Origin of the sequence: Fundicoccus sp. Sow4_H7 (genome assembly GCF_052115865.1) — a bacterium.
In the GTDB taxonomy this organism is placed as follows: Bacteria; Bacillota; Bacilli; order Lactobacillales; family Aerococcaceae; genus Fundicoccus_A.
This window is the reverse complement of the sequence record NZ_JBQKME010000001.1, coordinates 554871-567600: the sequence shown is the minus strand read 5'-3', so window position 1 is coordinate 567600 and position 12730 is coordinate 554871. Positions and strand designations below refer to the sequence as shown.

At 34.7% G+C, this 12730-nt stretch carries 14 protein-coding genes, 5 pseudogenes and 1 riboswitch; of the genes and pseudogenes, 9 read left to right on the top strand and 10 right to left on the bottom strand.

Annotation, left to right across the window (positions count from 1 at the left end; translation table 11 throughout):
* Window positions 1-79: 79 nt before the first annotated feature.
* Entirely contained in the window at window positions 80-538 is a 459-nt protein-coding gene (locus ACTQ54_RS02465) for a zinc ribbon domain-containing protein (protein WP_441754309.1), read from the bottom strand.
* A 302-nt stretch (window positions 539-840) separates the two neighbouring features.
* Window positions 841-1089 (bottom strand): recombinase family protein, encoded by a 249-nt coding sequence (locus ACTQ54_RS02460; protein ID WP_441754307.1) that lies wholly within the window; start codon window positions 1087-1089, stop codon window positions 841-843.
* A gap of 72 nt (window positions 1090-1161) precedes the next feature.
* On the opposite strand from ACTQ54_RS02460, the gene ACTQ54_RS02455 reads away from it, so the two are divergent.
* From ACTQ54_RS02455 to ACTQ54_RS02430, 6 genes and pseudogenes are all read left to right on the top strand, one after another.
* A complete protein-coding gene (locus ACTQ54_RS02455; RefSeq protein ID WP_441754305.1) occupies window positions 1162-1344 on the top strand; it encodes a hypothetical protein in 183 nt (60 codons plus the stop codon).
* Window positions 1314-1658, top strand: a complete 345-nt coding sequence (locus ACTQ54_RS02450) for an ATP-binding protein (RefSeq protein WP_441754420.1) — start codon at window positions 1314-1316, stop codon at window positions 1656-1658. The genes ACTQ54_RS02455 and ACTQ54_RS02450 overlap by 31 nt, the downstream gene beginning before the upstream one ends.
* Window positions 1642-1776, top strand: a pseudogene (locus tag ACTQ54_RS02445) (ATP-binding protein); the annotation flags it as partial. The gene ACTQ54_RS02450 and the pseudogene ACTQ54_RS02445, both read left to right, overlap by 17 nt.
* A 180-nt stretch (window positions 1777-1956) precedes the next feature.
* Window positions 1957-2604 (top strand): annotated as a pseudogene (locus ACTQ54_RS02440) (hypothetical protein).
* A 143-nt stretch (window positions 2605-2747) separates the two neighbouring features.
* A riboswitch (Lysine riboswitch) is annotated at window positions 2748-2888 on the top strand.
* A gap of 91 nt (window positions 2889-2979) precedes the next feature.
* Window positions 2980-3855, top strand: a complete 876-nt coding sequence (dapF, locus tag ACTQ54_RS02435; protein ID WP_441754303.1) for a diaminopimelate epimerase — start codon at window positions 2980-2982, stop codon at window positions 3853-3855.
* 11 nt (window positions 3856-3866) lie between these two features.
* Window positions 3867-5090: an LL-diaminopimelate aminotransferase gene (locus tag ACTQ54_RS02430; RefSeq protein ID WP_441754301.1), complete on the top strand. Its 1224-nt coding sequence runs from the start codon at window positions 3867-3869 to the stop codon at window positions 5088-5090.
* A 156-nt stretch (window positions 5091-5246) separates the two neighbouring features.
* Here ACTQ54_RS02430 and ACTQ54_RS02425 read toward each other — a convergent pair whose 3' ends face one another.
* From ACTQ54_RS02425 to ACTQ54_RS02410, 4 genes and pseudogenes are all read right to left on the bottom strand, one after another.
* Window positions 5247-5420, bottom strand: coding sequence for a hypothetical protein (locus ACTQ54_RS02425; RefSeq protein ID WP_441754299.1), 174 nt, complete (start codon window positions 5418-5420; stop codon window positions 5247-5249).
* Window positions 5420-5886: pseudogene (locus ACTQ54_RS02420) on the bottom strand (DUF1722 domain-containing protein). The gene ACTQ54_RS02425 and the pseudogene ACTQ54_RS02420 overlap by 1 nt, the downstream one beginning before the upstream one ends.
* Window positions 5860-5928: pseudogene (locus tag ACTQ54_RS02415) on the bottom strand (YbgA family protein); the annotation flags it as partial. The pseudogenes ACTQ54_RS02420 and ACTQ54_RS02415, both read right to left, overlap by 27 nt.
* Before the next feature lie 407 nt (window positions 5929-6335).
* Window positions 6336-6683 (bottom strand): annotated as a pseudogene (locus ACTQ54_RS02410) (zinc ribbon domain-containing protein); the annotation flags it as partial.
* Window positions 6684-7135: 452 nt separating this feature from the next.
* Here ACTQ54_RS02410 and ACTQ54_RS02405 point away from each other — a divergent pair.
* The 3 genes from ACTQ54_RS02405 to ACTQ54_RS02395 all read left to right on the top strand — a co-directional run bounded on the left by ACTQ54_RS02405 (window position 7136) and on the right by ACTQ54_RS02395 (window position 8425).
* Complete coding sequence (locus ACTQ54_RS02405) at window positions 7136-7588, top strand: MarR family winged helix-turn-helix transcriptional regulator (RefSeq protein WP_441754297.1); 453 nt, start codon at window positions 7136-7138, stop codon at window positions 7586-7588.
* A gap of 49 nt (window positions 7589-7637) precedes the next feature.
* A complete protein-coding gene (locus ACTQ54_RS02400; RefSeq protein WP_441754295.1) occupies window positions 7638-8132 on the top strand; it encodes a GNAT family N-acetyltransferase in 495 nt (164 codons plus the stop codon).
* Between the two features lie 164 nt (window positions 8133-8296).
* Window positions 8297-8425 carry a DUF3953 domain-containing protein gene (locus ACTQ54_RS02395; protein WP_441754294.1) on the top strand — a complete coding sequence of 43 codons (129 nt, stop codon included), beginning with the start codon at window positions 8297-8299 and terminating at the stop codon, window positions 8423-8425.
* Window positions 8426-8507: 82 nt separating this feature from the next.
* Here ACTQ54_RS02395 and ACTQ54_RS02390 read toward each other — a convergent pair whose 3' ends face one another.
* The 4 genes from ACTQ54_RS02390 to ACTQ54_RS02375 all read right to left on the bottom strand — a co-directional run bounded on the left by ACTQ54_RS02390 (window position 8508) and on the right by ACTQ54_RS02375 (window position 12413).
* Entirely contained in the window at window positions 8508-8696 is a 189-nt protein-coding gene (locus tag ACTQ54_RS02390; RefSeq protein WP_441754292.1) for an SPOR domain-containing protein, read from the bottom strand.
* A 486-nt stretch (window positions 8697-9182) separates the two neighbouring features.
* Window positions 9183-10796, bottom strand: coding sequence for an ABC transporter permease (locus tag ACTQ54_RS02385; protein WP_441754418.1), 1614 nt, complete (start codon window positions 10794-10796; stop codon window positions 9183-9185).
* Between the two features lie 25 nt (window positions 10797-10821).
* Entirely contained in the window at window positions 10822-11703 is an 882-nt protein-coding gene (locus ACTQ54_RS02380; RefSeq protein WP_153833607.1) for an ABC transporter ATP-binding protein, read from the bottom strand.
* Between the two features lie 83 nt (window positions 11704-11786).
* The gene (locus ACTQ54_RS02375) at window positions 11787-12413 is read right to left on the bottom strand and encodes a TetR/AcrR family transcriptional regulator (protein ID WP_441754289.1); all 627 of its coding nucleotides are present in this window, start codon (window positions 12411-12413) and stop codon (window positions 11787-11789) included.
* Window positions 12414-12730 lie beyond the last annotated feature (317 nt).

Below are 12730 nucleotides of genomic sequence, written 5' to 3'. Positions count from 1 at the left end.
TTGTATAATAAATATTTTATTTATTATATTATTCATTATTATAAATTTTAAACCCAATAATTTTACAAGAGTAAAATTACTAATTCCTATTATATAATTTATCTTCGTACTCTTCCACTCTAAACGAACTAGCGTCTATAAATTTAATTAAGTCTACTATTCTTCGTTTGTTAGCATCTACAATTGATTTTTCTGTTTGAAGTTTACTTTTATTATTTCTTAACTCCTCAAGCTGTTCAACTATTTGGTCATAGGATTTATTATCTTGAACTGAACTCACCTGTTTCATTTGCAGTTTATTTATCTTTTCATCTACTAATGACATTTGTTTTGAATTGTCATTTTTGTCAATGTCTAAAACATTCTTTTTAAGTACTTCTTTCACATTATTCTTTCCAGCAAAAGTCTGGTTTAATGCTCTAAGTACAGCATTTTGAATTTCCGATTCTTCTAGGCTTCCTCCTTTACAGTCTTTAGGTCCATAAGTTATTCTAGTTGCACATCTCCACTTTGCTGAAGTTGATGCTTGATTATTCAATGCCACTCTTCTATAAAGGTCGCCAAACTCGCTGCAGACTAGGACATTTGATAAGGCATATTGTCCACAATAGACTCTCTTCTTCTTTGATTTATTTTTACTTTTTCTAAGATCAGATTTCTATTTAGTTCATTTTGAGTTTGCATAAATAGTTCACTTGGAATAATAGCCTCAGTACTATTTTCAACATAGTACTGAGGTATAATGCCATTATTGTTAACTCTTTTTTTGCTTATAACATCAACGGTATATGTTTTGGAAGTAAAGCATCTCCCATATACTTCTCATTTCAAAGAATTTTCTTACAGCTTCCCCCACGCCAATGTTTTTTTACCTGCAGCAGTAAGTATACCATCCTTAATTAATCCATCTGAGATTACTTTTAATGTGGGACCTTCTAGATACTCCCTGAATATTTTTTTTACTATTATTGCTTGTTCTGAGTTAATAACTAGATTACCTTCTTCATCTTTTGTATATCCAAAAAACCTATTATGATTAACTTGAATTTTTCCTTGTTGAAAGGGGATCTCTGGAAAGGGTTGAGACAACGAATCAATCGGAAAGCAATTTGAGAGCCCATGCGAGTCTGTTTCATCTAGTAAATAAGGGAGTCACTCCCTATGGAGAAGAAAGAACGATTAATTGAGTTATGTAGAGAATTACGATTACCCAGTATCCGAAAAATGGTACAAGAAGAAGGAACATTTTATAATCCAACCGAAGCCTATACAGTTCTTATCCAAGTCTTAGAACAGGAAAAAATGACCGCTTTATTCGTTCAAAACAATATCGAATACGTATAGCTAACTTTCCACAAAAGAAATTGTTAGAAGAGTTAGTAATAGACGCCTTACCAGAACAAGCAAAGCAAAAGTTACCACATCTAAAATCGTTAGATTTTATTAAAGAGGGACAAAATGTGATTTTAACTGGATCACCAGGTACTGGAAAATCACATATAGCGATAGGATTAGGGATGGAGGCGTGTTTAGCGGGATATCGCGTCTTTTTTGCGACAGTCCCTTCCCTCATCAATCAGTTGAAAGAGCATCGCTCAGAAAGAACCTTACGGTCATTCAAACTAAAAATTTGTAAATTACGATCTCGTCATTATTGATGAACTTGGGTATATTTCTTTCGACAAAGAAGACGCTGAATTAGTATTTTCACATCTATCTTTGCGATCAGGAAGAAAATCTACAATTATCACGAGTAATTTGTCATTTTTAAAATAGCAGGAAATATTTCATGATCCAATACTAACAGCTGCATTAACCGACCCTTTGACTCATAAATCATATGTTGTAAATATGGTCGGTCCTTATTACAGAATGAAAGAAACAGAACAATGGATAAAAGATAATTCAAAGATGACAGTGGCTCAGTTTTAAATTGCGAAATGGCTCACTTTTAACTTGCGAAATACATGTGATAATAACCAAACTTTTAAACTCATCGTTAAGACAGTTGTTAGATGTCACAACTTACATGCAACATTCATGTCTAAACCTTTATTAAGTATTAACGGTTCAGGAATGCATTTTAATATGCCATTATTCACAGAGAAAGGTAATTCTTTCTATGATGAGTCGACTACTTCTAGATTATCTGAGACAGCCATGCATATTATCGCTGGATTAGTGAAATATGGACCTGCCTTTACGGCAGTCTGCAACCCAACTGTGATCTCATAAAAACGTCTAGTACCTGCTTATGAAGCCTCAGTATATGTTGCTTGGAGTGAAAAGAATCGTTCTCCATTAATTCGTATTCCTGCTGCACATAGAAACTCAAAAAGTGTCGAATTACGAAGTGTGAATCCATCAGCCAATCCATACCTTGCCCTAGCAACAATCTTGTGTGCAGGGCTAAAAGGTATTAAAGAGACATTAGAAGCACCAAGCCCAATAGACTGTAACATCTACCGTATGACAGCTGAAGAACGTCTGGAACAAGGAAACATCAGCTTACCGGGTTCACTTAAGGAATTAATACATGAATTGAAATCTTCAGATGTAATATTAGATGCCTTAGGTCCACATATTGCCAGCAGCTTTCATTAGAACCAAAACTAAGGAATACGAAGAATATCTATGTATGTCTCTCCATGGGAAATCGAAAAATATTTGACTAATTATTAAAATTCGATTTGTAATTAGTTGACGTCAATTAATATGGGTGTTATGCTATAAAAAATAAAAGAAGGTATTGTGCGAGGCGCGGTTGACATGAGGACTTAATAGTCTAGGGGAAGATCGCCGAAACGATTCGTCGTTGGTTAGTAATCATAATAGGTTGCTAACTGTTCAACTTAACTGCCAGTTATGTTGATTGTGCAAGCAATTACCGGGCAAAAGCATACCACTCTTCAATTAGAAGGATCATGGACTTTTGTTCGTGGTCCTATTTTTATTAACTATAATTAAGGAGTGAATGTAATGTCTGAAACAAAAAAATTAACTGCTATCCCCTTTTCAAAGATGGAAGGTATTGGTAATGACTATGTCTATATTAATGATCTAGCTGAAGCGATTGAAGACTTACCATCGTTAGCCATTCAAGTCAGTGAGAGACACTTTGGGATTGGGAGTGACGGATTAATTGTACTTCACCCTTCTGATGTCGCTGACTTCCAGATGAGAATGTTCAATCTGGATGGTAGTGAGGGACGTATGTGTGGTAATGGTATCCGCTGTCTAGCTAAATTCATCTATGACAGTGACCTTTGGGATGAACCAAGTCTCAAGATAGAAACTTTAAGTGGTGTAAAAATTGTGAACTTACTTTTTGACTCTGAAGGTGAAGTGATTGGTGCAAGTGTTAATATGGGACAACCGATTCTAGAGAACTCACTTATTCCAATTACTGCGGATGAAACTCAATGGGTCAGCCAAGCTTTCACATTAGATGGACAAGATTATAAAGTAACCGGCGTCTCAATGGGGAATCCACACCTTGTCATCTTTCATGATAACATCTCAGAACTTGACCTTGAGACATTAGGACCTCGCTTCGAATATGATTCTCGCTTTCCTGAACAGATTAATACTGAATTCGTTGAAGTTAATAGTAGAGATGAAATGACCATGCGTGTTTGGGAACGCGGTAGCGGAGAGACTTTAGCTTGTGGAACAGGAGCTTGTGCTGTTGCCGTGGCAGGTGTACTTAATGGACTTACTGAAGAGACAGTAAAGGTTAACTTACTCGGTGGTACCCTAAAGATAACTTGGGACAAAGATGACACAGGTAATGTCTACATGGAAGGTCCTGCGCGCACTGCTTTCTCTGGTCTATATTACCCACAATCACATTAGGAGGATTATACATGCAAGCAAACCACAATTATTCAAGAATTTCTGACAGTTACTTATTCTCAACCATCGCTCAAAAGATTGCTGCCTATTCAGAATTACATCCTGATAAAAACATTATTCGCTTAGGGATCGGGGATGTGACGCAACCCATCGTTCCTGCCGTTATAGAAGCACTGCATCAAGCCGTCGATGAACAAGCTACAACTGAGACATTCCGTGGTTATGGGCCAGAAGGTGGCTATGACTTTTTGAAAGAAACCATTGCTTTACATGATTTCCAAGAACTTGGTTTATCTATTGACAGTAGCGAGATTTTTGTCTCGGATGGTGCCAAAAGTGATATTGCCAACCTGCAAGAATTATTCGAAAAAGAGAGTATTATTGCCATTGGAGATCCTGTCTACCCTGTCTATATCGACAGCAATGTTCTAGCGGGTCGTCTTGGCGACTGGGATGAGACAAGTGGTGAATGGAGTGAACTAGTCTACTTAGCTAGTCATTCAGATAATAACTTTACTCCTTCACTACCCACTGAGAAGGTAGATGTAATCTACTTATGTTATCCTAACAACCCAACTGGGATGACTTTAACTAAAGAAGAACTACAATCTTGGGTAGATTATGCACTTGAACATGAAAGTCTTATACTCTTTGACGCTGCCTATGAAGCCTATATCCAAGAAGATGGCATTCCACACTCAATCTATGAATGCGATGGTGCAGAGCATTGTGCCATTGAAGTTCGTAGTTTCTCTAAGAAAGCTGGATTTACTGGATTACGATTAGGTTATACTGTTGTTCCAAAAGCCTTGACTTATCAAGGTAAGAGCTTGAACCACATGTGGAATCGACGTCAATCGACAAAGTTCAATGGTGCGCCTTACATTATTCAAAGAGCCGGATGGGCATGTTATCAAGAACCTGCTAAATCTCAAATTGATGAGAACATCCAATATTACATGGATAATGCCCGCATCATTCGTGATGGACTTGAAGAAGTAGGCGCTACTGTCTATGGTGGCGTTAACGCCCCTTATATCTGGCTTAAGACGCCAGAAGGTATCACTTCTTATGAATTCTTTGATAAGTTATTAGAAGACGTACAAGTTGTAGGAACACCAGGTGTTGGTTTTGGACCAAGTGGTGAAGGTTACTTCAGACTTACAGCCTTCAATACTCGTGAGAATACTGAAGAGGCTGTAGAAAGGTTACAGACATTTTTTAGAGAGTTATAAAAAGGTTCTACAATAAATGAGGTTGATGTTCGTTCATCAACCGCATTTATTATAGAGCCTATATTTTTAACTCTAACTTTGGGGGGCACATCATTTAAGGGGGTTCATTTGGTTTAATTTTTACCTGTTATCTATTAAATAAACAGGTAACAAAAACTAGCTATCTTTTTTATTTTTGTTCTCTAAATATTTACTAACGATGAAAGAAGATGATGTCATGGCTATGACAACCCACCATTTAAATTCTTTATTAGCTAGCAGTGTTAATACATACACCATCGTTAAAGTTAATAAGTTATAACCTACTAATTTTATTAAGTCTTTGATCATTAAAAATTAATCCTTCCATAGTTAGGAACAGCATCGTTTTCGTCCCATAATTGAGCTAAATAGGTACCTGGTGATAGTAAATTCATTGCAAGTTCTAATACAACATCATTCACAACCCAACTTCCTAAATATTTTGCAATTGCTGAACGTATGGCACTTTTTGCTGCGTGTTTGCCTTTTACTTTTATTAAATTGGCTAGGGTAGCTGTACTTCCTCCTAGAGCTAATGCAATAGCAGTATCTAGGGCCGCTCCCATTTGATCTACAGTTATACCTTGCCATGATGATCTAGTTTGAGCCTGAGACGATGTATATTCTGTTTGTAACGAGTAATCACCTTGAAGTTGTTTGTATATTACTTCTATAATCCAATTTGACTTGCCTTATCCAATTTATAGTTTTCCAACAAATTAAGTAATGTACTTTTTTCAGTTTCTGATGCATCATTCTTAAAATATCCCCAAATGTGTAGAATGGCATTTTCGAAATCTTTTTTACTATCTTTAATTAATTCAACTTTTCTTATTTTTTCTTTTAGAACTTCAAAATTTAAATCTTCATTTTTTTAATATTCTCGGCTCTCTAAATATATTTTATGTGACTTGCTTAACACATAATATTTATTTTTTGCCCATATTTCGTAACAATCTTTTTTCATTTATCCCTCTCTAAAATAGATTATTCTTATATAATAAATATTTCATTTATTATATTATTCATTATTTTAAATTTTAAACCCAAAAATTTACAAGAGTAAAATTACTATATCATATTATAAAATTTATCTTCGTACTCTTCAACTCCAGATGAACTAGAGTCTATAAATTTTATTAAGTCTTCTACACTTCGTTTGTTAACATCTACAATTGATACATCTGTTTGAAGTTCACTTTTCTTATTTCTTAACTCCTCTAGCTAATCAACTATTTCGTCATGGGATTTATTATCTTGAACTGAACTCACCAGTTTCGTTAGCAATATATTTATCTTTTCATCTACTAATGATATTTGTTTTGAATTGTCATTTTTGGCAAGGTCTAAAACTTTCATTTTTAGTACTTCTTTCAAATCATTCTTTCCAGCAAAGGTTTGGTTTAATGCTCTAAGCACAGCATTTTGAATTTCTGATTCTTCCAGGCTTTCTCCTTTACAGACTTCTGGTCCATCAGTTATTCTAGTTGCACATCTCCATTTTGCTGAAGTTGATGCTTTATTATTCCATGCCACTCTTCTATAAAGGTCACCACACTCGCTGGAGACTAGGACATTTGATAAGGCATATTGTCCACAATAGACTCTCTTCTTCTTTGATTTGTTTTTACTTTTCTAAGTTCAGATCTTCTATTTAGTTCATTTTGAGTTTTGCTATGGCTGCTGTTAGCGGCCCCAAAACTTCAGGTCTTTGTCTAATCAAAAAATGAATTACAGCAAATCAATATTAAAGCTATTATTATTACTCAACTTCCCACAGTAAGCCCTACACTTATAGATAGTCCCACCAAAACTGCATCAAAGGGTGAAGTTCCAAGGTCTGATTGTATTGTAAATGAAATACCAAGGGTTAATAATAAAATTCCTAATACATAAAAAATATATTTCACTTTACTACACCTCATTATTTTATTTTTTGTTGCAAATACAACAAAAACAGGTTAAATTTAATGCAAATCAATCTTGTTGCATTTGCAATAAAATATTTACTAAGGAGTTAAGCTATGAAGGAGATTCTTCGTGAGATTGGAATGATAGCAAGAGCGTTAGATTCTATAAGTAATATAGAATTTAAAGAATATGACCTTACAAAAGGACAGTATTTGTATCTTGTACGAATATGTGAGCACCCCGGAATCATTCAAGAAAAGTTGGCTGAGATGATAAAAGTAGATCGAACAACAGCCTCTCGAGCTATAAAAAAACTTGAAAAGAATGGCTTTATTGAAAGAAGGGAAGATAAGTATAACAAGAAAATTAAAAAAATCTTTCCAACTATGAAGGGGGAAAATGTTTATCCTAAGATTAAAAGAGAGAATGATCATTCGAATAGTGTCGCATTAGCAGGATTTTCCGAAAGAGAAGTAGAAATCATTTCTCACCTTCTTCAAAGAGTTAGAAAGAATATAGAGGTTGACTGGGAACATGTAAAAAAGGGAAACAAGAGAAGTTATTGATTATATTAAGGGGCGAAAAAGTAACATGACGATAAGAACGAAAAAGTGCATGGTTGAGGATTTACAAGCACTTCAAGGAATAAGTATAGAAACATTCAATGCAACATTTAAAGATCAGAATTCACCTGAAAATATGAAGTCCTATTTGGAAAGGGCATTTAACCTTGAACAATTAGAAAATGAATTATCCAATATTTCTTCAGAGTTTTATTTTGTTTATTTTAAAAATGAAGTCGCTGGATATTTAAAAATCAATATCAATGATGCTCAGTCTGAAGAAATGGGCCATGATTCACTTGAAATCGAAAGGATTTATATTAAGAATAAATTTCAAAGACATGGACTTGGTATAGTTCTGTTTAATAAAGCATTGGAAGTTACGAAGGAACATAATAAAAAGAAAATCTGGTTAGGTGTATGGGAAAAGAATGAAAATGCTATTTCCTTTTATAAGAAAATGGGATTTATTAAAATCGGAACCCACTCCTTTTTTATGGGTGATGAAGAGCAAACAGATTTGATCATGAGTAAAACACTCGTATAACCCTATTGGAAAGGTGGATTTATATGTATATTTCAAAAAATTTTTAAATAATGAAGCAGATTATCACAACATTATTGAAAAGCTAAGTGCGGAAGATGGTATAAATTCCAAGTCATTAGCTGAAGTGATGAAAAAGAGAAAGTAATTTCGTTAATCTTCATATAATGTTTCTATCAATGGGACTAATGTTTATTGTGATGGGAATTACTGAATTCAGGAAACGAAAAGCAGATGCTTTTAATCTTTTTCTTGTATCTGCATTTGTTTTGTTCGTTGCGATTTATATCTTGTAAAGCAATCGGGCACGATTGTGGAAGAACAAATAGTCATTTAAGTTACAACCGAAGAGTTTAACTACTCTTCGGTTGTTTTTATCTACTCATACTTCACAAACGCATCTTTAAAACCAGCCTTCTTTGCTTTTTTCAGTTGCTTATCTGCATTTTTTTTAACACTATAAGCTCCAATCTGCACACGATATAATTTCTTACCGCCAGTTGATGGTTTAGATGTCGATGTTCCTTTCGCTAATTCCTTCTTCACATCCGCTCGGAATGTCTCCATTGTCTTGCCATGTTTGAAAAACCAATGACGCGGGTCGCCATGATTACTAGCGATCTACTTATGATAGCCTTCAAAATGACCGATGTTATTTTATCTTTCCAACTTAGTGTAACCTATCCATTAGCATAAATTCTTATAAGATTCACCAAGAACCTCATTATATCAAGCTTTTATTCTCTGACTTTCCCATCAATACTACACACTCAACGTGGGACGAGTTGATAGAATTGATGTATTTATGATTTTTAGTGAAACTGTCATATGCGGGAACATATCGACTAATTTGTACGTTCGTGGGAACATAACGACTACCTTTCTAATGGTTGCCAAAAGAATCGAAATATAATTCTAGTTTAGAATACTTCTATCCTTATCAAATATATGAAACCTGTAATAATAAAATTTAATTGGTTTCATCGATTAATGTTAAAACCTACAACACCAGAATTTAAATCGTTAGTTTACACGATTTACTATTCAATCAATTTAAGCTCCTTCATTCATATCCCGTCTACTATAACCCAAGAAACCTATTACTATTAAAGCAATGCTAATCATAGTAACTGTAAGAAAAACTGATGCTTCAAAATCATCCATTGGCATTTGAGGCATCCAACTTTGTATAGCAGTATTTAAAAACCATTCCGGAAGGTCTATTAAGCCGCTAAAATAATTTAATAAAAAAGAGAATGTAAGATAAATATACACTATTTTACCTAGTTTCGGTGCCCATCCAAGAGCTAACGCTGCTAGACCTATAAAGAATAAAACAGAAGGGAAAAGGTTAAAGCCAGCAGCAAAAAAGTCAACTATATCCATCTCTCCGCTATTCCCCATCGCAGAGATAGCAGTACCCCCAAGACTACCTGCTGCTAATAAAACTCCTAATAATCCTCCTAATATCGATAACCCTATACTAGTCCAATACAATTGACTGCGGGTTACTTTTGTTGCATAAATCTGACTTAAGTGTAATCGTCTTTCTTCAGAAAAGAGTTTATTTACAATCGCAATTGGTAGAATAGAAACCAAACTAATCAAAACCATCATAATTGTGCCAGTGAATGATTCTTCAATAGAAAATCCTGCTTGAGAAAACATTTGTTTCATCATTTCATTACTTTCTAGGAATGTCTGCATATCTCCATAAATCGAACCATAGGCAGCGCCCATAACAACAAATGCGATTAACCAACTAATGATGACACCTTTATTAATCTTTATAAATAATCCCCGGACGGACAGCAAAGACTGCTTTGCACTTTCACGCCCTTCTCTTTGCGGTAAATATCCAGCCCCCATATCGCGGCCACCTTCAAGTGAAAAAGCTATGAACACCACTATTATACTGAAAATTAAAGCAAAAATAAGTGGAAACCAATTATTATCTGTAAAAGGAAAAGTTAAATATGTCCATCCCATAGGATTCATCATAGATAAGTCAACATTGGAGACATCTGTTCCAGCACGAACAATGTAAAGTAATCCTACAATTCCTAAAGATGATCCCGTTGCAGCCGATGACGTGGGCATAATTTGTGCCATTATTAGAGCAATCCCAGCACCAATAATCCCTGCCATTCCGATTGATGCCCCGTATAACACGGAACCAAAAATAGAAATCGTATCGGCCCCGAAACTTATCATTACTCCTGCAATAAACAGTGCTAGTAGACCATTGATGCAGACTATCTCTGCTATTGCTGCAAGAGAATTTGCTTGACGACCTATTTGAAATGAACGCACTAGCTCAGTAAGGCCAAGATCTTCTTCTTTACGAGTATGACCTATCACGTGTAAAATAGATATTATCATCGCAAACAAACCACAAAACAACAACATTTCATGCGCATACATTGCTCCTAAGGTATAATCAGCTCCTGTTTCAACTGGAGTCGGACCCACCATAGAGATCATTGCGGGGTTTTGCAAAGTTTCGAACATTCCGACTAAACCTTGCCCTTTTGCTATTTCTTTGAAAGCTGGAACAAATCCAGCCGAAAACATGCCAAGTCCCAATACCCATATAATAATTTTTTTCCAATCTCGTTTTAAATACTGTAAAAACAATGTGTCCCAACGAGCGAATTTTTCTTTTATAATAATTTTTCCTCCTTCCCACGGTTTAGCTTTCATAATGACGCATAAACAAATCTTCGAGTGTTGGCGGTATAGATTCAAACCTTGTGACACCTAATTTGCTAGCTTCAATCAAAATATTATTGAGATATTGATTATCGGCAGAGAATGTTGCTTGGCTATCATTTTGAATAAAATCATGTACTCCATCTACAAAAGCCATTTTTGATACATCTCCACTTGTCACTAAAGTGACAGTAGACCGAGTTAAATGTCGTAATTCATCAAGGGTTCCAGTTTCAACAATTTCACCTTGGCGTATAATTACAACCTTATCTGCTAATCGTTCTACCTCACTTAAAATATGGGAGGACAATAAAATAGCTTTACCAGATGCTTTAATTTTTTCAACTTCTTCTTGGAAAACTTGTTCCATTAAAGGATCAAGACCAGATGTCGGTTCATCAAAAATATATAAATCAGAATCAACAGATAATGCTGCAATCAATCCAACTTTTTGACGATTTCCTTTTGAATATCCTTTGGCTTTTTTCTTAGGGTCTAAATCAAAACGTTTAATTAAATAATCGCGCTTTTCTTTATCTCCACTACCATGTAATTTGATGAAGAGATCGATAATTTCTCCCCCCGTTAAACTTCCCCAAAGGGCAACATCTCCAGGGACATAAGAAATGCGCTTATGAATTTCAAGACTATCCTTCCAAACGTCCTTACCGAATATCTCGGCAATACCAGCATCACGTTTTATAATACCTAATAGGGCACGAATAGTTGTAGATTTCCCAGCACCATTAGGACCAATAAACCCAACCACTTCCCCCGACTTTATCGTGAACGACACGTCACGCAATGCTTGAAATTTACCAAACTTTTTTTGTAATCCTTGTACCTTTACAATATCGGTCATAATATAGACACCCTCTTTTAAAATTTTTTAGATAAAAATCTAAAGCTACTATGTTTTCATTTCAATACACCTTTAATTCAGTTTTATTTATAGAAGCTGTATTTCAGTAATTCGGCATAAACGTTCCACTCTTCTAGATATTTCTCTCCAAATTTACCAATATCCTCAAAGGTAACCAATTCCTTTAGTCCTTTCTCTCCTATACCAAACATCGTCCAATTCAAAATCTCAATTGCTTTTTCAATATCAATTCCTTCCCGGAATTTAGAGTAATCAATGTCTTTATATAATTTATTCATGGCTTGATTATAGATTGGATTGAGCCTTTGTTTAATGATATCCTTTACTTCTACAGACTCCTCTTGTTTAGTTGATGCCAAGAAATCGAATACCTGTGGGTACTTTTGTTGAACATAGAACTTTTGTAAACCAACTCTTTCGATTCTTTTAAATAGATCATTTTCAGACAAGTCAATTTGTTCATTTAGATTCACGATTACTTGATTACCATACTCAATCAAGTACAAGTAAAGATCCTTTTTACTATTAAAATAGTTAAACAGCGAGCCTTTTGAAATATTAGCTCTTTTTACAATTTCGTTAGTAGATGCTTTTTCAAAACCACTTTGGACAAATTCTTTTATAGCTGCGTTAATAATTTGCTTTTGTTTTTCTGGTTTTAAGTTATTAAATTTTGAATAAATAATCATAACCACCTTTCTTAATAAACTGATGACCCAACCGGTCATTTAGAGCGCATCAAAATTGACCGTTCCAGTCAATATGAAATGAAGCAATTAAAAATAACATATCCTTAAAAATAACTATTCATTTACATCCATCTACATAATTTTTACCAGCTATTTTGTCAACTCACCACATCAACAATTATTTCGGCTGATATTTTTTTATTTCATCATTCTTGGATAACTTCCCTCAAAGCAAAAATCCGTGATTATCCTTCCGGCTTAGAACCAGATCTCAAATCACGGAAAGCCTTTATTTACTTATCTTATTACACGCTTAC